The sequence below is a fragment of the Streptomyces sp. NPDC101227 genome, from assembly GCF_044767545.1.
In the GTDB taxonomy this organism is placed as follows: Bacteria; Actinomycetota; Actinomycetes; order Streptomycetales; family Streptomycetaceae; genus Streptomyces.
This window is the reverse complement of the sequence record NZ_JBIWOD010000007.1, coordinates 228,866-251,941: the sequence shown is the minus strand read 5'-3', so window position 1 is coordinate 251,941 and position 23,076 is coordinate 228,866. Positions and strand designations below refer to the sequence as shown.

Genomic DNA, 23,076 nt, shown 5'->3' with positions numbered 1-23,076 from the left:
CGCGTTGCCGAGACCACCGGCACCGGCTCCACCAGCATTGTTCTGAGCATTGCCAATGGCGTTGCCGAGACCACCGGCACCGGCTCCACCAGCATTGTTCTGAGCATTGCCAATGGCGTTGCCGAGACCACCGGCACCGGCTCCACCAGCATTACCCGTAGCGTTGCCGATCGCGTTGCCGAGGCCACCAGCACCGCCGCCACCGGCATTACCCGTAGCGTTACCAATTGCGTTGCCGAGACCACCGGCACCGCCGCCACCAGCGTTGCCCGTAGCGTTGCCGATCGCGTTACCAAGGCCACCAGCACCGCCACGAGCATTGCCCGTAGCGTTACCAATTGCGTTACCGAGGCCGCCGCCACCGGCTCCGGCGGCGTTGTTCGTGGCATTGCCGATGGCGTTGCCGAGTCCACCGCCCACCACATTAGGCCTGTTGAAGCACCTCAGGCGCCCCTGCCGCCGGACGCAGACCACGCGATCCGGAGCCTTTACTTTCGTGTGGTTTTTTACAGTGTGGACATTTCCCTGTGCTGCTGCGGCTACTGAGCCTGCCTGAGGTGCACTACTGGCTTCGGCGGCTGTGACGCCATACCCGCCTGCTGCCATGCAAACGGCTGCCGCGACACCGAGCATCTTTTTCATGGTTCAGCCCCGTGAAAAAATGAGTAAACTCAATAAAGGAAGTCAGGTAAATTTCGTGAACTTCACCCGAGAATTCGAGGGTGTGAATACGAAATCCCGTGGCTTCACGCGAGCGCCGTCGTGCGCGCCGCACTACGGCGACATACGAATGGCGCTGCTTCATTAGCGTTCTCAATACATCACGGTTGTCTAATTCACCCGGAAGGTCAAGGGGCAGAATTGCCGGTTGGTATGTGGGCAGGACCGTCGACTCCCGCCGGGGTAGAACTACCCAATCCGGTTCGAAGGTCAATCACCTGTCAGGCCGTAGCGCAGCGCCAGCCGGGTCAGATCCGCCCTTCGGTGCGAGCCGCTCTTGCTGCGCAGCCGGTCCAGGTGCGAATGCACCGTATTCTCGGTGATGTTCAGCTTGGCGGCGATCTCCCGGTCCGTGGCGCCGTTGGCAACGAGCTGCAGGATCTGCCTCTCGCGGTCGGTGATGTGGAGAGGCGGCGCGGGCAGGACCCTGCCATTGACGTGCGTGGAGAAGTAGCTGTGTCCCGTAGCTACGGCACGGATGGCCGTGAGCAATTCCGCTTCGCTGATTCTCTGGCCCAGGTATCCACGCGCGCCTGCCTTAATGCACAAGACTACGTCGGATTGTGTTTCGGAGACCGACAGAACGATGACCGCATGCCCTTGCAGATGCAATTGGGAGACGACGCTGGAGGTCTCCCAGGTGGGCATCTGGAGATTCAGCAGGACGACCTCTCCGCCATTCCTGTCACTGTAATGATCGCCAACCCGGCTGACCGCGGTCACAATCTGCAGATCCGGCTCGGGGTTGATCACATGCGCGAGGCCGTGGAGAAATAGCGGGCAGTCGCAGATGACAGTAATGGGCGTCAGCGGTGTGGTCATCTAAGTTCCAGGGGAGATGGGGCCACCCGCCACACGACAGACTCCGCAGCCGACGGCCGGCGGCCCTACCGTCTGCACACAGAATGGACCCATTGACGACCGTCGGCATGCCCAGTAGGCCAGGCGGCTCATCCGGCCCGCCGCCTCGGTCCCAGGGGACCCGCGGTCGGCCGTCGGTCAGGTGGCGGGCGTCCGGGCGCGGTCGGCGGTCGCGCCGTCGGGGTGGCGCCGGCGGCTTGTGCGTGTCACCGGGCGCGGCCCTTGCGTGGCCGCCGCCGGATTTCTCGGGTAGGCAGTACGCACGGGAGGGCGCCCCGGCCGGAGCCGGATGAGCGCAAGGGCGTTTCCTCCGGACCGTCCGGCGGTGCGGCGAGCGGCGCGGCGGCCTCGCGGCACGGCCCGCTCGGTGGCCCGGCCACTCCAACGGGCGTGCTCCGGCCCGTGATGGAGTAGCCCGGCGCGCGCCCGTGTGCGCCCGCGCCGATCGTGGAGTTACGCATTCCCAACGAACAGGAGCACAGCATGCGTATCCCCACCATCCTCGCGGCAGTAGCACTGGCCGGAGCTGCCGTACTGGGTGGCGCGAGCCTGGCCACAGCGGACGACCATGGAGGCTCGCACGGCAAGAGCCTCCTGTCCTCAAAATCGGACGGCGAGCAGGACAAGGGTTTCCTGCCCGACATCCTCCGCGACCTCGGACTCGTCGGCGAGTAATCCGTCTGACTACCTCAGCCCCGCCGCGCGCCATGGGAGACCTTGGGCGCGCGGCGGGGCTTCTTCATCGCAGGCGGATCCGCTTGGTGCGCCAGGTGGCTGCTGAGGCTCACGACGAGGGCGCCCGTGAGGTCAGGGCCCCACAGAAATTCGGGCGGAAGCGGCAGGAACCCGGACGGAACGGGAAGTCGCCGCGGGCCTCGGCGCGACGCGTGGTCGAGCGCCGGCCGGAGTCGATGCCACAGGTGTGGAAAGCGGCGGCCGAGGGGTGAGCCCCGCGGCGTGCGACGACCGGGCACTCGGCGATCGGGCCGGGTGCCCGGTCGCATAGGGGCGCCGGGAAAGCGCTGGGTCAGCCGTCGAGGTGGACCGGGAGCGACTCGATTCCGTAAACGATGGACAGCTTGCGGAATTCGAGGTCCTCGGGCTTGGCGGCCAGGCGCATGTTCGGGAAGCGGCGGACCAGGGCGGGATAGGCGGCGCGGAGTTCCATCCGGGCGAGTTCGGCGCCAACGCAGCGGTGTATTCCGTACCCGAAGGCGAGGTGGGAGGGAACGTTGCGGGACGGATCGAACTGCTCCATTTCCGGGCCGAGTTTGCCGTCGCGGTCGGCGCCGCTGAGGGAGCACAGGACGACGTCACCGGAGGTGATCCCTACGCCGCCGATTTCGATGTCCTCGCGGGCGAAGCGGGGGAATGCGACCTGTACGACGGTGAGATAGCGCAGCAGTTCCTCGACATAGCGCTCCACCGCTTCGTCGCCGTCCTTGACGGCCGCGAAGTGCTCCGGGTCCTGGAGGAGGACCAGGGCGCCGAGGGCGAGCATGCTGGCGGTGGTCTCGAAGCCGCCGGTGAGGACGCCGTCGGCCAGGCCGGCCAGTTCTTCGTCGCTGACCGTGTCGCCGTGTTCCTTGACGATCATGCCGAGCAGACCGTCACCCGGATTCTCGCGCTGCTTCTTGACGATGTCCCGGAAATAGGAGAGGGATTCGGATATGGCGCCGAAGGAGGCGTTTGCCCCGCTGAAGAGATCGAATCGGGCGGCGCTGAGCCGTTCGAAGTCCTCGCGGTCCTCGTAAGGGACGCCGAGGAGTTCGCAGATGACCAGGGAGGGGATGGGCAGGGCGAAGGAATGGACGATGTCGACCGGGTCGCCGTTTTTGCCCGCCGCTTCCATGGCGTCGAGGCGTTCTTCGACGATCTCGTGGATACGCGGGGTGAGCCGGCCGAGGCGGCGCATGGTGAATTCGGGGGTCAGCAGGCGGCGCAGCCGGGTGTGTACGGGCGGGTCGGCGAAGCCCAGGCCGCCGGGGTTCTGTTCGGCGCCCGCGCCGGCCTTGCCGACGAGGTTGGTGAAGTCCGAGCTGAAGGCATCGGCCTTTCCGAGCACCTGCTTGACTTCGTCGTAGCCGGTGACCAGCCAGACGTTGGCGGCTATCGGCACCGGAAGTCTGGTGACCGGTTCCTTCTCCCGGACGGCCCCCAATTCGCCCACCGGGTTGAGCCCCTCGCGCCGCAGGGGCATCAGGACGGACTCGGGCAAGAAAGACATCCGAGACAGGTCGAACCCCTTCTTGCGTGTTCTCGCCAGATACATACGGCCGGCCCAGGCGATGATCCGGGAACGGAGAGTCGTCATGACGCTAATACTGCCTTTCGTCGAGGGGGTCGGTCACCGCGCTTCGCGGCCCATGGGGCCGAGAGGGCACGGGACCTCCACTCGGCGTGCACGGATGAGACGTACGCCACAGCCCCTCGCCCGCGGTGGTCATGGCGCGGGTCCATGCCGTCGACCGATGTCATCGGTCGGCCGCATCGGCGTGACGAGCTCGGCCTAGTGCTTTTCGGTCTGTTCGGACTTTTCGGTCGGGTTGCGGGGCTTCTTCAGGTCGTTCAGGTCGGTCTGGACGAGTTTACAAAGTGTCATTGGAAGCGTTCACGGAACGAGGGGGATATCGGCGGCACCCCGTGGGCTCCGGGACTCCGGCGGGGCGCGGGGGGATGGCCGGCGGCGGGCGGCGAAGTTGCTTGGCGTGCGCGCCATCGGGGAGCTGGTGCGCGGCGGTGCGATCGGTGACCCGCAGCCGACCGAGTCGGATGATGTGCAGGCCGCGGGGTGGCGCCGTCCCGGTGACCGCGCAGGAGCGGCCGGGGGCGGTGGTGCTGACGGTGCGGTTGATGGTGCGGTTGTCGGACGGCGGGCCGCCCCTCACCCGGCAGACGTCTTACAGGGCGAGCCGGACAGTCACCGGCACTGGTCTGGTTCTCGGTACGCGGCTCGCGGGGTCCGGCCGAGTCGGTACGAGCGGCCGGCGAGCGGTCCCGGCGCGTTCCGGGCGCGGCGGGACGCCTGGACGACATCGTGGAGGGTGTCCCGAAATGGGTGCGCATGAGGACGAGTTGACGCCTCCGGCGCTGCCAGGTGCGACAGGCCGTCGCGGCTTCGCCGGTGGGGACGGCGGGGGTGTCGCTTCGGGAGCGCGGGCGGGCGGTGGCCGTGCCGGACGCACGCGCCTGGAAGTGCGGGCGTCCGGCCGCACGGTCCGGGCCCGGGCCCCTCCCCGAACACCGTGTGCGACATAACGGATATATGGCCCGGCACTTGCTACGTTGCCTGCCATGACGGCAACGGCACCGGCGGCTCCCGCGCGTCCCGCGGACACTCCCCCACCCGTGCCGCTGCCACCCCGGCGGCGGGGCATCGAACTGGGCCTCCTGGCGGGCGCGGTGTTCATCAGCGTCTGCGGCTATGTGACCGTGGGGATCGCCACGGGGCATGCCATTCCGGTCGGCGCGGCGAAATACGGTGCCGGCCTCGGCGCGCTGGCACTGCTCGCCCATCTCGCCGTGCGCCTGCGCGCCCCGTACGCCGATCCGCTGCTGCTGCCCATCGCCGTCCTGCTCAACGGTCTGGGCCTGGTCCTCATCTTCCGGCTCGACCTGGAGACGCCCGGCAGCCATGCCGCTCCCGCCCAGCTGGTGTGGTCCACGGTCGGCGTCGGCCTCTTCATCGGCGTGGTGGGGCTGCTGCGCGACCACCGGACGCTCCAGCGGCTCGCCGCCCCCTGCGCCGCCCTCGCGCTGCTGCTGATGATCGCGCCGATCGCGTTCCCGGCCGTCAACGGCGCCAAGATCTGGATCCGGGTGGCGGGACTCTCGCTCCAGCCCGGCGAATTCGCCAAGGTGCTGATCACGGTCTTCTTCTCGGCGTATCTCGCGGCGCACCGCGGTGCGCTGGATGTCACCGGAGGCACGCGGTGGAGCCTGCGGCTGCCCACCGGCCGGGTGCTCGGGCCGGTGGTGGCGATCTGGCTGGTGAGCGTGGGCGTACTGGTCCTGGAGCGGGATCTGGGGACCTCGCTGCTGTTCTTCGGGATCTTCGTGGTCCTGCTGTATGTGGCCACCGGACGGATCGGGTGGCTGGCGGTGGGGCTGCTGCTGGCGGCGGCCGGCGCGGTGACGGTCGCGACGCTGGAGCCGCATGTGCACGGGCGGGTGGAGGACTGGCTGCATCCGTTCGCGGGCATCGCGGCGGGCAAGGGGCCGGGCCAGCTCGCCCAGTCGCTGTTCGCCTTCGCGGCGGGCGGGCTGCTGGGGACGGGGCTGGGGCAGGGCGATTCACAGCTGATCGGGTTCGCCATGAAGTCCGACTTCGTGCTGGCGACCTACGGCGAGGAGCTGGGGCTGGCCGGGCTCTGCGCGCTGTTCGTGCTGTACGCGCTGCTGGTGGCGTGCGGATTCCGGGCCGCGCTCGGCATCCGCGAACCGTTCGGCGCCCTGCTGGCCGTGGGCCTGGCCGCGCTGCCCGCCGTCCAGGTGTTCGTCATCGCGGGCGGGGTGATGGGGCTGATCCCGCTGACGGGGATGGCGTTGCCGTTCCTGGCACAGGGCGGGTCCTCGGTGGTGACGAACTGGATCATCGTGGCGCTGCTGGCGCGGATCAGTGACCGGGCGCGGGGGCCCGAGCGGCCGCCGCGGCAGCGGAGGGCCGAGGACCCGGCCGTAGGGCACGCCCACCGCGCGCCGGAGCCCCGCCCCGAGCCGGGGGTCCGGCCGTGACGCGCTGCATCCGGCAGATCGCCGCGATCTGCGCCCTTCTGCTGCTCGCACTGCTGGTCAACGCCGCCCGGGTGCAGGTGTGGGAGGCCGGCGCCTATAGCGCCAATCCGGCCAACCGCCGTGCCGCACTGGCCCGTTACGCCCAGCCGCGCGGCGCCGTGCTGGTCGCGGGCAGGCCCGTCACCGGCTCCCGGGACAGCGGCGGCCGGCTGCGCTACGAACGGACGTACACCGACGGCCCGCTGTACGCGCCGGTCACCGGCTACTCCTCGCAGCTCTACGGCACCTCGCTGCTGGAGCGCGCCGAGGACGGCATCCTGGCCGGCACCGACGACCGGCTCGCCACCTTCCCCTGGGGCGACCGGCCGGCCCACGGCCACCGGCCCGGCGGCAGCGTCGCCACCAGCATCGACCCCGCGATGCAGCGCGCCGCGTTCCGGGGGCTGGCCGGCAAGAAGGGCGCGGTGGCCGCGATCGAGCCGCGCACCGGGCGGATCCTGGCACTGGCGAGCACTCCCTCGTACGATCCCAACTCCCTTTCGGGAAACGGGACTTCGGTCAGCGACGCATGGCGGCGGCTGAGCGGCGCGGTGCGCCGGCCGATGCTCAACCGGGCGATCCGCAAGGCCTATCCGCCCGGCTCCGTCTTCAAGGTCGTCACCGCGGCGGCGGCGCTGGAGAACCGCCGGGTCACCGATATCGACGCGCCTACGGACACCCCCGACCCCTACACCCTGCCCGGCACCGTCACCCGCCTGGGCAACTCGGCGAAGGGCTGCCACAACGCCAGCCTCAAGGACGCCTTCCGCCTCTCCTGCAACACCGTTTTCGCGCGGCTGGGCGCCCGGGTCGGGCTGTACGGGATGGCCGAGGCCGCGGAGCGGTTCGGGTTCAACGACCGCCGGCTGCGCATCCCCTCCCCCGTGGCACCGAGCACCTTCGGCACGCAGATGGATGCGTCGCAGGTCGCGCTGTCGGCGATCGGGCAGTTCGACACCACCGCCACCCCGCTCCAGATGGCGATGGTCGCGGCGGCGGTCGCCAACGGCGGGATCCTGACGCCGCCGTATCTGGTCGACGAGGTGGCCAACGCCCGGGGAACCACCCTGGACGCCGGGCCGCAGCGCCCCGCCCGCCAGGCGATGGGGCCGTCCGTCGCCGCGCAGCTCCAGGAAATGATGGTCGACGTCGTCGAGCACGGGAGCGGGAAACAGGCCGCCATCAAGGGCGCCACGGTGGGCGGGAAGACCGGTACGGCGCAACACGGGCCGCGCAACGAAGGGGTGCCCTACGCCTGGTTCATCTCCTGGGCGAGGGCCAAGGACAGCAGCGAGCCGGCGGTGGCGGTGGCCGTGGTGGTCGAGGACGCCGCGGCGGACCGGTCGGACATCAGCGGCGGCAGCGTCGCGGCGCCGATCGCCCACGAGGTGATGGCGGCCGCATTGCGGCACGACGCCCGCGCCCGTGCCGGCGCCGGGTCACAATGACCGCATGGCCGATACGACACCGCCCCCGCCGCTCTCGCTCACCGAGGTCGAGGAGCTGGCCCGGCGGGCCCATGCCGGACAGACCGACAAGGCGGGCCGTCCCTACACCGAGCATCTGGCCGCGGTCGCGGCGGGGGTGGCGGCGCGGGGCGGCAGCGACGAGCAGATCGCGGCGGCCTGGCTGCACGACGCCGTCGAGGACGCCGCGCTGAGCCGGGAGTGGCTGGCGGGCGCGGCGCTGAGCGAGGCGACCAAGGCGATGGTCCTGGCCGTCACCAAGCGGGCGGGCGAGCCGGTCGAGGAGTACACCGCCCGCATCCTGGCCACGCCCGGCGCGCTGCTGGTCAAGGAGTCCGACCTCGCGCACAACGCCGACCCGGCCCGGCTGGCCGTGCTGGACGGGCCGACGCGGGAGCGGCTGACGGCCAAGTACGCCGCGGTGCGCGGCCTGTTGGGGCTGACGCGGGAACCGCCGGAGGTCCAGACATCGGACACCTGAGCAGAAAGGTGCCTCCCACAGCTACCCTGCCGCGATGACTCTCCCGCAGCCTTCGGACCCGCGCGCCGTCCGCGTGATCGCCGCGCTGGACGGCGTCGGTGTCCGCCGCTACGTCACCGACCAGGTCATCCTCGACGCCGTCGACTGGACCCTACGTTCCGGTGAGCACTGGGCGCTGCTCGGCGCGAACGGCGCGGGCAAGACGACCGTCCTGCGGCTGATCGGGGCGCTGATGTTCCCCACCGTCGGGACCGTCGAGGTGCTCGGGCACCGGCTCGGCACGGTGGACGTGCGCGAGCTGCGTGCCGTCATCGGACTGGTCTCCGGCGCGCAGAAGGTTCCGCAGGACGCCACCGGGCACACCGTCGTGCTGACCGGCGCGACGGGTACCGTGCAGCCGCTGTGGCGCAAGTACGACACGGCCACCCGCGAGCGCGCCCATGAGCTGCTCGCCGAGCTGGACTGCAAGGAGCTCACCGACCGTCCGTACGGGGTGTGTTCGGGCGGCCAGCGGGCCCGGATCCTGATCGCCCGCGCGCTGATGTCCGATCCCGCGCTGCTGCTGCTCGACGAGCCGTTCAACGCGCTCGACCTGCCCTCGCGCGAGGATCTGATCGATGCGCTGCACCGGCTCGCCCTGGGGCGGCCGGAGTTGGCGACCGTGACGGTGACGCATCACCTGGAGGAGCTCTCCCCGGCCATCGGCCACGCCCTGCTGCTGCGCGACGGGCGGGTGCAGGCGCGCGGCCCGGTGGCCGAGGTGCTGACCGGTGAGCGGATGACGGCGTGCTTCGGCCGGCCGATCGAGGTGTCCCGGCACGAGGGACGCTGGCTGGCCCGGTCGGGCAGGCGCTAACCGACCGGGGGCGGCAGCGGTTCCCGGCGCCGCTTCCACTCCTCGGGCAGCGCGCCCGTTCCCGTACGGGCCGCCACCACCCCGCCACGATGGCGCAGGCGGTGTCCACATCACCGAGGCCGGCGGCGGTGGTCCAGAGGGCGGACTCCAGGTCGTCGGGGTGCCGGGCGGCGCACCACAGGGCAAAGGGGACGGTGTCGTCGATGGGGGTCCCCCCTGCTCTTCAAGAGCTTGGGGGAGGGCGGCGACCGCGGCGGCGCCGGTGTCTCGCCGCGGGCCGAGAGGGCGGCCGCCCGGGCCACCGCCACCGCGCCCGCGATGCCTTCGGGGTGGGCGTGGGTGACGCGGGCGGACGCGGCGGCCTGTTCGGCGGCACGGTCGAGGTCGTCGTGGAACCAGGCGCCGAGCGGGGCAACCCTCCCCCAAGCTCTTAACGAGCAGGGCGGACCCCCACGGCCGCGCCGTTGCCCAGGCTGCCCTCGCCGCCGAAGAGGGCGGTCGCCAGCGTCTCCCACTCGCCGGGCCGGGTGGCGACGCGGGGCAGCAGGGCGTGCATGCCGGGGCCGTAGCCGCGGCCGGGGTCGGTCTCGTAGTCGGCGGCGAACCGCTCGGCCAGCGGCTGCGCCGGCACCTCGCCGTGCGCCTCCAGGACGGCGAACAGGCCGAGCGCCATGGCGGTGTCGTCCGTCCAGTGCCAGTGCGGATCGGGCGGCGCGGTGCGCTCGCCGATCAGCCGGCGGGCCTCGTCCGCCGGGCGGAACAGCCCGAAGAAGCGCTCCCCGAAGGCGTCACCGAACGCCAGTCCGTCGAGGCTCGCGCGGGCGGCGGCCCGTCGTCGGTCATGCATGGCACGGATCCTGCCATGCGGGCACCGGTCGGTGCCCGGCGCCGGCGCGGAAATTCCACCAGAGCTGAGCGGCGTATGCGTATGACCCTCCCGAGCGGCACATTTATCAAACTTTACGGCTTCTTCACTTCTCAACATTCCTAATTTACGCGGCAATTCCCGCGGGCGCTGGCCGCATACCATCTCTTTGCTGTACCGTTACCAAGAATTGCATGTGCCTAGGGGGAGTTATGCCCGACGAACCGCAGAAACAGGTTGACGAGTCGGAATTCATGGACATCGCCAAAGATCCGGCAGAGGCGCGGGTCCTACGTAGATCCCTGGAGTTGATTGCCCGCGGCGGGGCGGGAGACACCCTGAAGGAAATGGCCCAGGAGGTCCTCAGCGGCCGGATCGGTCTGCGTCAGGCCACGCAGACCAGCGGCTACGGCGATGCCCTGCTGGAGAAGGGGCAGTGGGCGGAATGGAACGAGATGTCCGACGCCGAACGCCACGCCCGTGCCGTCGAAGGCGAAAAGGCGCTCGACGCCGAGCGCCGCGAAATGGCGGAAGAGCGTGCGGCGCAGGGCCGGAGCTCATCCACTGAGGGCCGGCACAGCGGTAAAGGATGGTCGGCGTTCTAGGACGCGGCGGCCCACGCAACGTCACCATTCATCCGTAGGTCCGAGGGGGACAAAGCATCGTGAGTTTCACCGTAGAGCCAGCCGATCTGGACGGCTATGCCAAGCTGCTTTTCCGTGCAAGCGAGGACGCCGGTGCGGGCATCGACTACATTCAGAAGAACTGCAAACTCGAGGATGCGGTCGGGGATCTCTGGCAGTCCGTTTTCACGCCACACAGTGAGCATATGCACGATGCGAAGAAGTGCCTCGAAGGGTTCCAGCGCATCCTTGACGCTTCTTCGGACGAGCTGAAGAAATCGGCCAAATACTATCTGTCGACCGATGAGGAGCAGGCCCGCAAGGTCGATGCCACGTACCCGCAGAGCAAACCCCATCGAAGCGGGGACGCCAAGGCGACGAAGGGGCCTTCGTCCAGCTTCGCGGACAAGGCAGACGCCAACTCACGGCTGAAGGCCCCCGGCGGCGAGGACAGCTATGTGGCTGACTGGCTGGCAGAGTTCGGTCAGCACCCCGGAGAGAAAGTCGCCGGGACGCTGCTCGACCTTGCCAGCCCCTCCGCCATGGTGCTGGAATTCATCAAGATCATGACCGGGTGGGATCCACTCGGGGACTTCGTCAGCTGGATCGCGGGGGACTGGGAATCATATCTCGAATGCGCCGAAGTCTGGGGTTGCGTGGCCGATCTATGTGGCGCAATCTCGCAGAACGTCAAGGCGGGCAATACCGAGCTGGACGCGACCTGGCAGGGTAATTCCGCAGATGCCGCGTACGTCTACTTCGACGAGACCGGCGGCAAGCTCCTGGAGCTCCAGGAAACCTTTACCTCACTCAAAGACAACTACTCCAGGATCTCCGGCGCCGTATACGCCTTCGCGGAATTCTTCAAGGGCTTGATGGTGGATGTTCTTGATCTGGGGCTCAATGCGCTGCTCAAGAAAATTGCCGGCGATGCGGCACTGGCCGCGGGCCCCCTCGGCGCCACGGTGGCCGCACCCCTCTACGCGATGGTCGCCGCCGACATCCTGCGGATAACGAAAAAATGGGGGGATGCAATGGAAATGCTCGACAAGGTCATGAAGGTGGTCAGCGCCGGGGCGGGCGCAATTGAGGGCACGCTTGCCGGTACGGTCAAATCGGTCAACGATTTTCCGGTACCGGGCAAGGGCTACGACAACCGGGCCGCATAGCAGCAGGCCACTCCTGGCCACAGCAGAAGAAACCTGCCACACCGAGAGGGAGGGCCTGACGTGCCCCAACCAGAGCTCCCCGATACGAGAGACACCAGGGCGCTAGGGCTTCCGGCCTGGAAATTCCGATTCTACGAACGCGCGTTGCCCGTCGTGGGCGCGCTGGTTCCATGGATATTCATCCGTGTGGCATGGCGGGACAGTCCGGGGCTGCTCTGGATTCCGGTGCTGAATCTGATCGTTACGTACGCGGGGATCTATCTGATGATCCGGCGCTGGCGGGGCCGTACTCGTCGCCTGTATCCGGCCATTGCGGGTGTGGCGGCAAGCTGGGTCATCTGCATCGAGCTGCTCCGGGTCCTGAAATGAGCCCGGGCGCCGGGGAGCACCTGCCGCCCGTCAGTCCCCGGCGCCGTTGCGTTCCGTCCGCTCAGTCCTCCGCCGCGCCCTGCGCGATCGCGTCGGCCACCTCGGCCGTACGGGCGTCCTCCTCCGCGGCGAAGCGTTCCGCGTCCAGCTTCTCGGCCAGTTCCTCGTCCTGGGCCATCAGCAGGTCGAGGTTGGAGTCGCCCATCTCGAAGACGCCCATGTCCAGGTAGGCGCGCTGGAGGCGTTCGCCCCACAGGCCGATGTCCTTCACACAGGGCACGATGCGGCTGAAGAGCAGTTTGCGGAAGAGGTGCAGGAATTCGGAGCGCTCGGTGAACTCGGCGGCCTCCTGCGGGGGTATGCCGAAGTTCTCCAGCACCTCCAGGCCGCGCAGCCGGTCGCGCATCAGGTAGCAGCCCTCGATGACGAAGTCCTCGCGCTCGCGCAGTTCGGCGTCGGTCAGCTGCTTGTAGTAGTCGCGCAGCGCCATCCGGCCGAAGGCGACATGGCGCGCCTCGTCCTGCATGACGTAGGCGAGGATCTGCTTGGGCAGCGGCTTGGTGGTGGTGTCGCGGATCATGCCGAAGGCGGCCAGCGCCAGGCCCTCGATCAGCACCTGCATGCCCAGATAGGGCATGTCCCAGCGGGAGTCCTCGAGGGTGTCGGAGAGCAGCGACTGGAGGTTGTCGTTGACCGGGTAGAGCATCCCGATCTTTTCCTTCAGGAAGCGGGCGTAGATCTCCGCGTGCCGGGCCTCGTCCATGGTCTGGGTGGCGGAGTAGAACTTCGCGTCGAGGTCCGGGACGGACTCGACGATCCGGGCGGCGCACACCATCGCGCCCTGCTCGCCGTGCAGGAACTGGCTGAACTGCCAGGAGGTGTAATGCTGGCGGAGGTCGCCGCGGTCCTTTTCCGTCATCTTGTCCCAGTACTTGGTGCCGTAGAGGGACATGGATTCATCGGGGGTGCCGAGCGGGTCCTTGGGGTCGACCTCCAGGTCCCAGTCGATGCGCAGATTGGCGTCCCACTGCTTGTCCTTGCCCTTCTGGTAGAGGGCCAGCAGCCGGTCGCGGCCGTCGTCGTACTCCCAGCTGAAGCGGGCCGCGCCGGTGGCGGGCACCTTCCACAGGGGGTCGCCCGGGTCCTGTACGTAAAGATCGCGGCTCGACACCGACGCCTCCTCAGTTCACCGAATTCACCGCACACGCACCACAGCACTCGTCACGGAAATCGTCACCGCACTCACCGCGGCGCCGGCGGAAACGCTCACCGAAGCGCTCGCCACACGCCTGTCAAACGCCTCACGGCGGGCAGCCGTTGGCAGGCTCACACGTTTCTTACCGGTGGGTCAATAAGTCGCGCGCGGGGGATTGACGAGCTTGCTGACGCGCAGTCTCATAAGAGGCGATCCCACGTGACCACCGGTAACCCCGTGAATGAGGTAGCCACGCATGACGAGCGCGCCAACCGCAATGACCGTGACGGATACCGAAGTCCTGCGGGACGCCCTCGGGCTGCTCAAGGACCGGGAACAGGTCGCCGAGCGCCTGCTCGACTCCTCCGCCAGGCACTCCTTCGACCCCGACACCGAACTCGACTGGGACGCGCCCCTCGAGGACGGCAAATGGTTCTGGCCGCCTGAGCTGGTCTCGCTCTACGACACCCCGATGTGGCGGAAGATGTCGCTGGAGCAGCAGCAGGACCTCTCCCGGCACGAGGCCGCCTCGCTCGCCTCGCTGGGCATCTGGTTCGAGATCATCCTGATGCAGCTGCTCGTACGGCACATCTACGACAAGCCGGTGACCAGCGCGCACGTCCGCTACGCGCTCACCGAGATCGCCGATGAGTGCCGACACTCCAAGATGTTCGCGCGGATGATCGAGCGGGGCGGGGCGCCCGCGTACCCGGTCTCCCGCCTCAACCACAACCTCGCCCGGATCCTCAAGACGGTCTCCACCACCCCCGGCTCCTTCGCCTGCACCCTGCTCGGCGAGGAGATCCTGGACTGGATGCAGCGGCTGACCTTCCCGGACGAGCGGGTGCAGACCATCGTGCGCGGGGTGACCCGCATCCATGTCGTCGAGGAGGCCCGGCACGTCCGCTACGCCCGCGAGGAGCTGCGCCGCCAGATGGTCACCGCGCCGCGCTGGGAACGGGAGTTGACCCGGATCAGCTGCGGCGAGGCGGCCCGGGTCTTCTCCCTCGCCTTCGTCAACCCCGAGGTCTACACCAACGTCGGCCTGGACCGGCGCGCGGCCGTCGCCCAGGTCAAGGCGAGCGGCCACCGTCGCGAGGTGATGCAGTCCGGCGCCCAGCGGCTGACCGATTTCCTCGACGAGATCGGCGTCATGCGGGGCCTGGGGCGCCGGTTGTGGCGCAGTTCGGGACTGCTGGCCTGAAGCCGCCCGCGTGGGACACATCCCGTACGAGCATGTGTACGACACGGAATCCGGGGCGGTTACGCTGCTGTTCATGAACGGCAGCGGCACCGCCCCAGCAGTACCCCGACCCGCCTACCGCAGGCTGAGCGTCGAGCAGCGCCGCAGTCAACTGCTCGCCGCCGCCCTGGGCCTGTTCGCACAGCGCGCGCCCGAGGACGTCTCGCTGGACGACGTGGCGACCGCCGCCGAGGTCTCGCGGCCGCTCGTCTACCGCTACTTCCCGGGCGGCAAACAGCAGTTGTACGAGGCCGCGCTGCGCAGCGCCGCCGACATCCTGGAGCGCTGCTTCGCCGAACCGGAGACCGGCCCGCTCACCCAGCGGCTGTCGCGCGCGCTGGACCGGTATCTGGCGTTCGTCGACGAGCACGACGCCGGGTTCAGCGCGCTGCTCCAGGGCGGCAGCGTCGTGGAGACCTCCCGGACGACCGCGATCGTGGACGAGGTGCGGCGCGCCGCCGCCGACCAGATCCTGCGGCATCTGGGCGAGCCGGAGCCGGGACTGCGGCTGCGGATGACGGTCCGGATGTGGATCACCGCCGTCGAGGCCGCCTCGCTGATCTGGCTGGACGAGGACAAGCAGCCGGGCCTGGACGAGCTGCGCGACTGGCTCGTCGACCACTTCGTCGCGCTGCTGACCGCGACCGCGGCCCGGGACGAGCAGACCGCGCGGGTGACCCGGGCGGCGCTGGCTCTGGAGACCGCCGACGGGCCGGTCGGCGATCTGGCCCGCCGCGTCCTGCCCGTCGCCGGCGACGCCGCGCACCTGCTGTGACCTGCCACGATGCGGCGGGATGCCGGGCCGTTGCGGAGGCGTGGGCGCACCCGCGGCGGCGTACCCGGGGGCGCGTGCCGTTCCGGCGAGGCGCAGTGATCAAGGGCGCGCGCCCGCTCACTTACATTTGAACGGTGAGAAGCGAGAACACCCCCTTCGTCGGCGGTCCGCTGGACGGCCGGGTCCTGCCGGTGCTGGTCGGCGCGACCGGCCAGCCGCCGAAGAGCTATGAGATCCCGGTGCCGAACGACGACGGGCGGCCGCCGACGGTCCATGTCTACCGGCGGACCCCGGGGCGGGTGGGACGGCTGGGGCTGCCGAGCGGGTGGAAGTACGTGTACGACCCGGAGGGGGCGGCGCACAGCGGCAGTACGCTGCGACGCTTCTTCCGGCGCGGCCGCGCCCGCGACTGATCGGGTGGTCCGGGCGCCCCACCGACGCCCGTTCATCCGAAATGTACGACTGTCGTGACAGCATCCGAGTCGCCCGCACATGCGGGTGAAGCGGAGCTTCCGGCGGAGGTGAATCGGTGTCCCGACGTGTTCTGCCCTGGGTCTGCACCCTGGGGCTCATCGGGGTGGTGGCGCTGACGCTGCCCTCGTCAGTCCTGGCCGATCCCGGGACGGACGCGGTGCCCGCGGAGCTGACGCCCGGCGGGTCGAGGTCCGCGGGGTGGGAGGACACCAAACCCCCGGACCGGACGCCCCGGCCCACCCACTCCCCGGACACCAGGCACCGGGACAGCAAGCCCCCTTACGACAGGCCGACCCCCGGGACCACGGACAGCGGGACGACGGACACCGGGACGGCCGACACCTGGATCCCGGACACCGGCGAGGGCGAGCTGGGACGGGTCACCGAGGGAGTCGACGGGGGCGATCCGGACGGCCCGGACGGGATGCCGGACGGTACGGGCGGCGGCGCCGATGAGCCGTCGGACACCGGCCCCGCCGGCAGCCCCTCCCCCGCCCCCGCCGAACGCAGCCCGGTCGCCCTCCTCCAGAAACTCCAGACCCTCTACCACCAGTCGGAGGACTCCGCCAAGGCCTACCGGCAGACGGAGAACGACCTCCGGGCGGTGCGGCAGCAGTCCGACACCCTCACCGCCCAACTGGCGCGGGCCCGTGCCCAGCTGGAGGGCGGGCGGGCGGACGCGGGGCGGCTGGCGCGGCTCCAGTACCAGGCATCGGGGTCGCCGGTCTCGTCGTATCTGCGGGTACTGCTGGCCAGGAATCCCCAGCAGGCCATGGACACCCGGCATCTGATCAGGGAGGCGGCGCGGGACCAGCGCGCCGCGGTGGCGCGGTTCACCAGCGGCGAGCGCAAGGCCGACGCGCTGGCGGCCAAGGCCCACGCGGCGCTGGACAAGCAGCAGGCGCTCACCGACCGGGCCCGCTATCAGCGGGAGACGGCGGCGGGGAAGCTCAAGGAGGTCGAGGCGCTGCTCGCCACGCTCTCCCCGGAACAGCTCGCGGAACTGGGGCGGCTGGAGGCTCAGGCGACCGACGGCATGCGGCGTGACGACCGGCCGGCGGAAGCCTGATGGCAAGGAGCCCGGCCGGCGGACCGTCTGGAGGAGTCCGCCGGCCGGGAGTGGCAGGGGCCGGGGGGCCGGCGCGGCCGGTGGCCCGGCTCAGCCGGCCCGTTCAGCCGCCGAGCCCGTTCAGCCGCTGAACGAGGCGAGGTAGGCGTTCGCCTTGTCCGGGTCGTAGAAGAAGTTCTCGAAGTCGGACGGGTCATCGAAGCCGTTGGCGAAGCGGTCGGCGACGGGCTGGATCTGGCCGCCCGCACCGAGGATGTTCAGGACGTGCTCCGGCGGCGGGGCCAGCATCGCGTTGGTCCACTTGGTGACGTGCCGGGCGGTGTTCCAGTAACGGTCGAAGGTCGCCTGCATCCAGTCGCCGTCGAAGGGCTCCTCGCCGCGCTCGACGATGGAGGAGAGGTAGGAAGCGGCGCACTTGGCGGCCGAGTTGGAGCCCTGGCCGGTGATCGGGTCGTTGGCGACGACCACGTCCGCGACGCCGAGGACCAGGCCGCCGGACGGCAGCTTGCCGATCGGGTTGCGTACGGTCGGGGCGTAGCGGCCGGCCAGCGTGCCGTTGGCGTCGGTCAGCTCCACCTCGGTGCAGCGCGCGTACTCCCAGGGCAGGAACGTCTTCATCAGTTCCAGCGTGGTGGCCAGGTGCTCCTCCGGGTCCTTGACGGACTGGAAGGCGTCCAGCGGGCCGCCGGGGATGCCCTCCCAGAAGAGGATGTCGGCGCGGCCGGAGGTGGTCAGGGTCGGCATGACGAAGAGCTCGCCGACACCGGGCACGACGTTGCAGCGGACCGCGTCGAACTCGGGGTGCTCGGGGCGCGGGCCCATGCCCTGGACGTACGCGACGGCCAGCGCGCGCTGCGGGGCGTCGTAGGGGGAACGGGAGGCGTCCCGGCCGAACATGGACACCAGCTCGCCCTTGCCGGCGGAGACCAGCGTCAGGTCGTAGCGGCTCGCGAAGAAGTCCAGGTCGGAGACGGCGGCGCCGTGGATGACGAGCTGGCCGCCGCGCTGCGCGAAGGTCTCCATCCAGCCGGCCATCTTGACCCGCTGGTCGACGGACTGGGCGTAGCCGTCGAGCATGCCCACCCAGTCGATGGCGCGCTGCGAGCCCTCGGGTCCCTCGTGGCTGCCGGGGGCGGCGACCGAGACGCCGAGGCCCTCGATGCGCGGGGCCTGGTTCTCCCAGAAGTTGATCTGGAGGTCGCGCTCGTGCTGGAGGGCGGTGTCGAACATGCACTGCGTCGACATGACCCGGCCGGAGCGGATCTCGTCGGCGGTGCGGTTGGACATGAGGGTGACCTCGTAGCCCTTGTCCTGGAGGCCAAGGGCGAGCTGGAGACCGGACTGGCCGGCTCCGACGATGAGTATCTTCCGCATGGCGGTGCTCTTCTCTGCTACTGCTGTTGAGGGAGGTGTGTCGGGGCGGGGCGCGGCGGCCTACTGGGGGGCGGACTCCAGCGCGTGGCCGACCAGCGCCAGCAGCGACGTCACCACGGTGGTCCGGTCCCGCGCGTCCATGATCACGACGGGTATGTGCTCGGGCACGGTCAGCGCCTCGCGGACGTCGTCCACGGCGTAGGACCGGGTGCCTTCGAAGTGGTTGACGGCCACCACGTACGGCAGGCCGCAGCTCTCGAAGTAGTCCAGCGCCGGGAAGCAGTCCTCCAGCCGCCGGGTGTCGGCCATCACGATCGCGCCGATCGCGCCGCGCACCAGGTCGTCCCACATGAACCAGAAGCGCTGCTGTCCGGGCGTGCCGAACAGGTAGAGCACCAGGTCCTGGTCGAGGGTGATCCGCCCGAAGTCCATCGCGACCGTGGTCGTGGTCTTCTCCGGGGTGGCGGTCAGATCGTCGGTGTCCTCGCTGGCCTGCGTCATCACCGCCTCGGTCTGCAACGGGGTGATCTCCGAGACCGAGCCCACGAAGGTGGTCTTGCCGACGCCGAAGCCGCCCGCCACCACGATCTTGGTGGCGATCGGTGCCCGCGAACGGTCCGTCTGCCAGCTCTGCAGCCCCGCGTCGGCGGTCTGTCCCCCGACCCCGCCGGTCCCTCCCACCACGCCGCCGCTCGCCGTCGGCCCGGCCGCTGTCGTGTCAGAGCTTGTGAAGTCCACCGAGCACCCTTTCGAGCAGCGCGCGGTTCGGACGGCCGGTGCCGTGCCCGGTGCCGTAGACGCGGATCTTTCCCTGGTCGGCGAGATCGCTGAGCAGCACGCGGACCACTCCCAGCGGCATCTTGAGCAGCGCGGAGATCTCCGCGACGGAGCGCATCCGGCGGCACAGCTCGACGATCGCCCGCATCTCGGGCATCACCCGCTCGCCCCAGTTGCCGGCGGTGAGCTCGCGACGCTCCTCGGGGGCCTCCAGCGCGGCCACGAACGTCTCGACGAGCAGCACATGGCCGAAGCGCGTCCGGCCGCCGGTGAGCGAGTACGGCCGCACGCGCGCGGGTTTTCTGTCCGCGCCGCGTATCGGGAGTTTGGGGTTGCCGCTCATGCCGGAACCTCGCTTCGCCCGGCCTCGCACCGGCTCGGTATGCGCCGCTCAACGGCTCGCTCGCTACGTTCGTTCACTGGGCGTTCTCCATCGACTGACGCAGTTCGGTGCGGAGTTCGGGGGTCAGGACATGTCCGGCCCGGCCCACGAAGAGCGCCATGTGGTAGGCGATGACGCTCATGTCGCAGTCGGGGGTGGCGTGCACGCCGAGCAGCGAGCCGTCGCTGACGGACATGACGAACAGGCTGCCGTCGTCCATCGCGACCATCGTCTGCTTGACCTCGCCGCCGTCCATCAGCTTCGCCGCACCGCCGGTGAGGCTGCCGAGCCCGGACACGATCGTGGCCAGGTCGGCGCTGGATCCCTTGGGACCGTCGGTTCCCGGCTGTGCCTCGTCGGCGAGTCCCGGGTCGGAGGCCAGCAGCAGAAGTCCGTCGGAGGAGACCACCGCCACCGAGCGGATGCCCGGGACCTCATCGACCAGATTGGTCAGCAGCCAGTGCAGGTTTCTCGCCTGACTGCTCAGTCCGCGTCCGTAACCGGCGGGCGCTTTCGCGTTCAATCGCGTGCCTCCTCGACAACGTGGCTCTCTCCCGGGGCCCCCGCTCCGTCGGTGTCCGTCTGTGGGATGGTCTGCTCCGCTGTACGTTCCGCGATCTCGGCCTCGATGTCGCGGCGGCCGTCTCGCGCCCCTTGCTGGAACCCGCCGAGCCGGCGCCGCAGCGCATCGGCCGTGGACGCGCCGCTCTTGCGCGGTGCGGCGGGTGCCTGCTGCTGCGCCACGACCTTGGGCGTGCGCTTGGGCAGGCCGGTGGCGGTGCGCCGCTTCTGCGGGGATGCGGCGGCGGGGTCTTCGGCGTCCGGTGCGGGCGCTTCGTCGCCGCCTTCCTCGGCGGGCGCCGGTTCGGTGAGCGCCTCATCGGTGGCGGTCGGCTCGTCGGCCTCGGGTGCATCGGCCTCGGGCGCGGCGGCCGGGGCGCCGTCAAGGCGCGCGTGGGCGTCCGGGCCGATGGCGTACGGGTCGGCGCCGGCGGCGGGCCCGGCCGTCGCCTCCGTGCGTCCGTCCGGCGTCTCGTCGGCGGGCCGGGTGTGCTCGCCGTCGGGTTCCGCGTCGGCGCCGGCCGCGTCGATGGCCCGCTCCGCGGCGGCCACCAGCGCATCGGTTCCGGTCTCGCCGCTCTCCGTGTCCGCTGCGGGCGCGGCGGCGGGTTCGGTGCGCGCCACCCGCGTCGGCAGGGCGTTGGAGTTCGCCTCGGCGACCGAGCCGGGCAGGCTCGGGGTGTGCGCCAGGTCCTGCGGCACGGTCGACGGCGCGGCACCGGCCGGCGAGGGGCGGGTGGGCAGGATCGACTTGGGCAGCACGACGACGGCGGTGACGCCGCCCTGCTTCTGGTCGCGCAGCTGGACCCGTACGCCGTGCCGGGCGGCCAGCCGCACCACGACGTAGAGGCCGAGGCCCAGCGCCTCGTCGATGGTCTCGGAGGACGAGGCCGCGTCGACGTCGGAGAGCCGCTCGTTGAGCTCGGCCAGCCGGTCGGCGGTCATCCCTATGCCCTGGTCCTGGACGGAGAGCATGACCTCGCCGCTCTCCAGCAGCCAGCCGGACAGTTCGACATGGGCGTTGGGCGGCGAGAACGCCGTGGCGTTCTCCAGGAGTTCGGCGACCAGGTGGCTGAGGTCGTCCGCGGCGAAGCCGGCGACCTGGGAGTGCGGGGGCAGCGACTCGATGCGCACCCGCTCGTACCGCTCGATCTCGCTGATGGCGGCGCGCAGCACATCCAGCAGCGGTACCGGGCCCGGGTGGCTGTTGCCGTGCTGTTCGGCGCCCGCCAGGACCAGGAGGTTCTCGCTGTTGCGGCGCATCCGCGCGGCGAAGTGGTCCAGCTTGAAGAGGGTGTCCAGGCGCTCCGGGTCCTGCTCGCTCTCCTCCAGCGACTCGATGACGCCGAGCTGGCGCTCCACCAGGCCGAGGGTGCGCAGCGAGAGGCTGACGAACCGCCCGTGCACGCCGGAGCGCAGCGCCGCCAGCCGCTCGGTGAGATCGGCGATCTCCTGCTTGAGCTCGCCGGCCTGGTCCTGGAGCACCTCGCGCTCGGCGACCAGCCGCTGCCGGCCGCCGATCAGCCGCTTGCGCTCGCCGGCCAGCTCCTCGTTCTTCTTCGCCAGCTCGCTGACCTGGGCGTGCAGGGCGTTGACGGACCGTACGGCGGCGGCGAATTCGTCGTCGCGGCCCTTGTAGGCGAGGGGCTCCTCGTGGGCGGGGTCCTCGGCGAGCCGCCTGGCGCCGATCCGCAGCGCGGCCAGTGGCTGGGTCATGGTGCGGGCGGCCCAGATGCCGGCGCCGACGGCCAGCAGCAGGCAGAGGCCTTCGAGTCCGATACGGATCTCCAGCGCCGTCACATCGTCGTCGCGCAGGGTGCCCAGGCGCTCGATGTCGGCGGTGGCCATCCCGGACTCGACGCCGCGCATCAGCCCGATCCGGGCGGTGAGCGAGGACTGCACCCGCCGACGGTTGAGCCGCAGATCGGTGGCGTCCAGCCGGGGCTGGTCGGTGAGGCGGGTCAGATAGCGCTCGGCGGTGGTGACATCGCCGCCGTTCACGGTGCGGTCGTAGCGCTCCCGGGCACCGTCGCTCGCGGCCTGCGCGAAGTCGCCCAGGGCGCCCTGTTCGCGCAGATGGGCCACCTGGGCGGCGGCGGTGAGCCGGGGCTGCGGGCCGCCCGCGCCCAGTGCGGCGAGCAGCAGTCCGCGGGTGCCGGCGGCCTGGTCGGCGGCGCGGCCGAGGGCGGGCAGCGCGCGGGTGTCGGCGTCCGCCGCGTCCGCGCGGGCGGGCAGTCCGCGGGCGATGTCGTCGCTGATCGCGCCGAGCGCCTGGACGACCTCGGTGTATGCGGCGTGGATCTCCTCGGGCGTGCCGGGCCCGGTCAGCGCCTGGTGACGGGTCCCCGGGAGCCCGGCCAGGAGCTTGTCGGCGGCGGCGAAGACCTTGGTGTCCCCGGAGGCGTCGTTGGCCTCCTGGCGCAGTTCCTTGATCTGCCGGTCCACCCGGTCGCGCTGGGAGGCGGATTCCGGGCTCTCGGCGCCGGCGGGGGAGCCGGAGGCGCGGGGGGCGCCGGTGGCGCCCGGCGTGGCCTGGGGGGTGTGGGTGCCGCGCCCGGCCGCCACATACGCGGTCATCGCGTCGCGCTCGTCGGCCAGGGAGTGCGCGAGCGCGATGGCGCGCGCGTTCAACTGGGCCAGGTCGACCAGCTGCTGGGAGGTCTGGGCGTTGTCGGCCGCGGTGCCAACGGCGGGTGCGCCGGCCCCGAGGACGGCCGCGGCCACCACCGCCACGGCCCCGACGAGCCGGTTGCGCACCCGCGCGGGACGCCGTCCCGTGGCGCCCGCACCGTCGCCCGTCGCGCCCGGGCCCGTGCCCGGTCCCGAACCGGCCGGTGAACCCGGCTTCCCTGCGCCGCCCCGAAGCCGCTTCATCCGCACCGCTGCTCGCATTCTTGTCTCGCCTGCGCACGCCGTGTGGCGGCGCCGACCCGGCTCACTCTCCGCCCGCGGAGGAGGCCCCTGCGAAACCGCAGCAGCGCACACTTCCGCGAAGGGAAAAACAGCCCGGCTCTACGCGTCGCGACGAACGTAATGGCCCCGC

The 23,076-nt window shown here is 70.5% G+C and carries 21 protein-coding genes and 1 pseudogene; 13 read left to right on the top strand and 9 right to left on the bottom strand.

The genetic code is table 11. The annotated features are described in order from the left end of the window. The coding region (locus ACIRPT_RS18800) for a hypothetical protein (protein WP_403828303.1) at nt 1–546 on the top strand (546 nt) is incomplete at its 5' end. 384 nt (nt 547–930) lie between these two features. Here the strand turns inward: ACIRPT_RS18800 and ACIRPT_RS18795 are convergent. Then, on the bottom strand, nt 931–1,542 hold the full coding sequence (locus ACIRPT_RS18795) for a LuxR C-terminal-related transcriptional regulator (protein ID WP_403828301.1): 612 nt from the start codon (nt 1,540–1,542) through the stop codon (nt 931–933). Between the two features lie 522 nt (nt 1,543–2,064). Between ACIRPT_RS18795 and ACIRPT_RS18790 the strand changes: the two genes are divergently transcribed. Continuing rightward, complete coding sequence (locus tag ACIRPT_RS18790; RefSeq protein WP_403501538.1) at nt 2,065–2,256, top strand: hypothetical protein; 192 nt, start codon at nt 2,065–2,067, stop codon at nt 2,254–2,256. Nucleotides 2,257–2,608: 352 nt separating this feature from the next. Here ACIRPT_RS18790 and ACIRPT_RS18785 read toward each other — a convergent pair whose 3' ends face one another. Continuing rightward, a complete protein-coding gene (locus ACIRPT_RS18785) occupies nt 2,609–3,895 on the bottom strand; it encodes a cytochrome P450 (RefSeq protein ID WP_403501535.1) in 1,287 nt (428 codons plus the stop codon). A gap of 980 nt (nt 3,896–4,875) precedes the next feature. Here ACIRPT_RS18785 and ACIRPT_RS18780 point away from each other — a divergent pair. Genes ACIRPT_RS18780 through ACIRPT_RS18765 form a run of 4 tightly spaced genes read left to right on the top strand, consistent with a single transcriptional unit; the run spans nt 4,876 to nt 9,157 of the window. Continuing rightward, a complete protein-coding gene (locus ACIRPT_RS18780; RefSeq protein ID WP_403828299.1) occupies nt 4,876–6,315 on the top strand; it encodes an FtsW/RodA/SpoVE family cell cycle protein in 1,440 nt (479 codons plus the stop codon). Then, nucleotides 6,312–7,802: a penicillin-binding transpeptidase domain-containing protein gene (locus ACIRPT_RS18775; protein ID WP_403828297.1), complete on the top strand. Its 1,491-nt coding sequence runs from the start codon at nt 6,312–6,314 to the stop codon at nt 7,800–7,802. Before ACIRPT_RS18780 ends, ACIRPT_RS18775 begins: the two co-directional genes overlap by 4 nt. Before the next feature lie 4 nt (nt 7,803–7,806). Continuing rightward, the gene (locus ACIRPT_RS18770; RefSeq protein WP_403828295.1) at nt 7,807–8,301 is read left to right on the top strand and encodes an HD domain-containing protein; all 495 of its coding nucleotides are present in this window, start codon (nt 7,807–7,809) and stop codon (nt 8,299–8,301) included. 34 nt (nt 8,302–8,335) lie between these two features. Next, nucleotides 8,336–9,157, top strand: a complete 822-nt coding sequence (locus ACIRPT_RS18765; protein WP_403828293.1) for an ABC transporter ATP-binding protein — start codon at nt 8,336–8,338, stop codon at nt 9,155–9,157. On the opposite strand, the pseudogene ACIRPT_RS18760 reads toward ACIRPT_RS18765, so the two are convergent. Continuing rightward, a pseudogene (locus ACIRPT_RS18760) lies at nt 9,154–10,004 on the bottom strand (ADP-ribosylglycohydrolase family protein). The gene ACIRPT_RS18765 and the pseudogene ACIRPT_RS18760 overlap by 4 nt on opposite strands. A gap of 230 nt (nt 10,005–10,234) precedes the next feature. Between ACIRPT_RS18760 and ACIRPT_RS18755 the strand changes: the two are divergent. From ACIRPT_RS18755 to ACIRPT_RS18745, 3 genes are read left to right on the top strand one after another with little or no spacing between them, the layout of a single operon-like run. Then, nucleotides 10,235–10,627, top strand: a complete 393-nt coding sequence (locus tag ACIRPT_RS18755) for a hypothetical protein (protein ID WP_403828291.1) — start codon at nt 10,235–10,237, stop codon at nt 10,625–10,627. A 59-nt stretch (nt 10,628–10,686) separates the two neighbouring features. Further along, nucleotides 10,687–11,814, top strand: a complete 1,128-nt coding sequence (locus ACIRPT_RS18750) for a hypothetical protein (protein ID WP_403828289.1) — start codon at nt 10,687–10,689, stop codon at nt 11,812–11,814. Between the two features lie 60 nt (nt 11,815–11,874). Further along, entirely contained in the window at nt 11,875–12,183 is a 309-nt protein-coding gene (locus ACIRPT_RS18745; protein ID WP_403828287.1) for a hypothetical protein, read from the top strand. Nucleotides 12,184–12,244: 61 nt separating this feature from the next. On the opposite strand, the gene ACIRPT_RS18740 is transcribed toward ACIRPT_RS18745, so the two are convergent. Then, on the bottom strand, nt 12,245–13,354 hold the full coding sequence (locus ACIRPT_RS18740; RefSeq protein ID WP_403828285.1) for a ferritin-like domain-containing protein: 1,110 nt from the start codon (nt 13,352–13,354) through the stop codon (nt 12,245–12,247). A gap of 280 nt (nt 13,355–13,634) precedes the next feature. Between ACIRPT_RS18740 and ACIRPT_RS18735 the strand changes: the two genes are divergently transcribed. From ACIRPT_RS18735 to ACIRPT_RS18720, 4 genes are all read left to right on the top strand, one after another. Next, complete coding sequence (locus ACIRPT_RS18735) at nt 13,635–14,582, top strand: diiron oxygenase (RefSeq protein ID WP_403828283.1); 948 nt, start codon at nt 13,635–13,637, stop codon at nt 14,580–14,582. A 73-nt stretch (nt 14,583–14,655) separates the two neighbouring features. Beyond that, nucleotides 14,656–15,396 (top strand): TetR/AcrR family transcriptional regulator, encoded by a 741-nt coding sequence (locus ACIRPT_RS18730; protein WP_403828281.1) that lies wholly within the window; start codon nt 14,656–14,658, stop codon nt 15,394–15,396. A 134-nt stretch (nt 15,397–15,530) separates the two neighbouring features. Then, complete coding sequence (locus ACIRPT_RS18725) at nt 15,531–15,809, top strand: hypothetical protein (protein WP_403828279.1); 279 nt, start codon at nt 15,531–15,533, stop codon at nt 15,807–15,809. A gap of 116 nt (nt 15,810–15,925) precedes the next feature. Further along, nucleotides 15,926–16,939, top strand: a complete 1,014-nt coding sequence (locus ACIRPT_RS18720; RefSeq protein ID WP_403828277.1) for a coiled-coil domain-containing protein — start codon at nt 15,926–15,928, stop codon at nt 16,937–16,939. A 120-nt stretch (nt 16,940–17,059) separates the two neighbouring features. On the opposite strand, the gene ACIRPT_RS18715 is transcribed toward ACIRPT_RS18720, so the two are convergent. The 5 genes from ACIRPT_RS18715 to ACIRPT_RS18695 all read right to left on the bottom strand — a co-directional run bounded on the left by ACIRPT_RS18715 (nt 17,060) and on the right by ACIRPT_RS18695 (nt 22,907). Further along, nucleotides 17,060–18,313, bottom strand: a complete 1,254-nt coding sequence (locus tag ACIRPT_RS18715) for a styrene monooxygenase/indole monooxygenase family protein (RefSeq protein ID WP_403828275.1) — start codon at nt 18,311–18,313, stop codon at nt 17,060–17,062. Between the two features lie 60 nt (nt 18,314–18,373). Further along, nucleotides 18,374–18,997, bottom strand: a complete 624-nt coding sequence (locus ACIRPT_RS18710) for a GTP-binding protein (protein ID WP_403502272.1) — start codon at nt 18,995–18,997, stop codon at nt 18,374–18,376. 34 nt (nt 18,998–19,031) lie between these two features. After that, on the bottom strand, nt 19,032–19,433 hold the full coding sequence (locus ACIRPT_RS18705; protein WP_403501502.1) for a DUF742 domain-containing protein: 402 nt from the start codon (nt 19,431–19,433) through the stop codon (nt 19,032–19,034). A gap of 73 nt (nt 19,434–19,506) precedes the next feature. Then, nucleotides 19,507–19,995, bottom strand: coding sequence for a roadblock/LC7 domain-containing protein (locus tag ACIRPT_RS18700; RefSeq protein WP_403501500.1), 489 nt, complete (start codon nt 19,993–19,995; stop codon nt 19,507–19,509). Then, nucleotides 19,992–22,907, bottom strand: coding sequence for a nitrate- and nitrite sensing domain-containing protein (locus ACIRPT_RS18695; RefSeq protein ID WP_403828273.1), 2,916 nt, complete (start codon nt 22,905–22,907; stop codon nt 19,992–19,994). Before ACIRPT_RS18695 ends, ACIRPT_RS18700 begins: the two co-directional genes overlap by 4 nt. Between the last annotated feature and the right edge of the window lie 169 nt (nt 22,908–23,076).

Coding starts and splice junctions, on each gene's coding strand:
- ACIRPT_RS18795 (WP_403828301.1), bottom strand. CDS start 1,542: ATGACCACACCGCTGACGCCCATTACTGTCATCTGCGACTGCCCGCTA.
- ACIRPT_RS18790 (WP_403501538.1), top strand. CDS start 2,065: ATGCGTATCCCCACCATCCTCGCGGCAGTAGCACTGGCCGGAGCTGCC.
- ACIRPT_RS18785 (WP_403501535.1), bottom strand. CDS start 3,895: ATGACGACTCTCCGTTCCCGGATCATCGCCTGGGCCGGCCGTATGTAT.
- ACIRPT_RS18780 (WP_403828299.1), top strand. CDS start 4,876: ATGACGGCAACGGCACCGGCGGCTCCCGCGCGTCCCGCGGACACTCCC.
- ACIRPT_RS18770 (WP_403828295.1), top strand. CDS start 7,807: ATGGCCGATACGACACCGCCCCCGCCGCTCTCGCTCACCGAGGTCGAG.
- ACIRPT_RS18765 (WP_403828293.1), top strand. CDS start 8,336: ATGACTCTCCCGCAGCCTTCGGACCCGCGCGCCGTCCGCGTGATCGCC.
- ACIRPT_RS18755 (WP_403828291.1), top strand. CDS start 10,235: ATGCCCGACGAACCGCAGAAACAGGTTGACGAGTCGGAATTCATGGAC.
- ACIRPT_RS18735 (WP_403828283.1), top strand. CDS start 13,635: ATGACGAGCGCGCCAACCGCAATGACCGTGACGGATACCGAAGTCCTG.
- ACIRPT_RS18730 (WP_403828281.1), top strand. CDS start 14,656: ATGAACGGCAGCGGCACCGCCCCAGCAGTACCCCGACCCGCCTACCGC.
- ACIRPT_RS18715 (WP_403828275.1), bottom strand. CDS start 18,313: ATGCGGAAGATACTCATCGTCGGAGCCGGCCAGTCCGGTCTCCAGCTC.
- ACIRPT_RS18705 (WP_403501502.1), bottom strand. CDS start 19,433: ATGAGCGGCAACCCCAAACTCCCGATACGCGGCGCGGACAGAAAACCC.
- ACIRPT_RS18695 (WP_403828273.1), bottom strand. CDS start 22,907: ATGAAGCGGCTTCGGGGCGGCGCAGGGAAGCCGGGTTCACCGGCCGGT.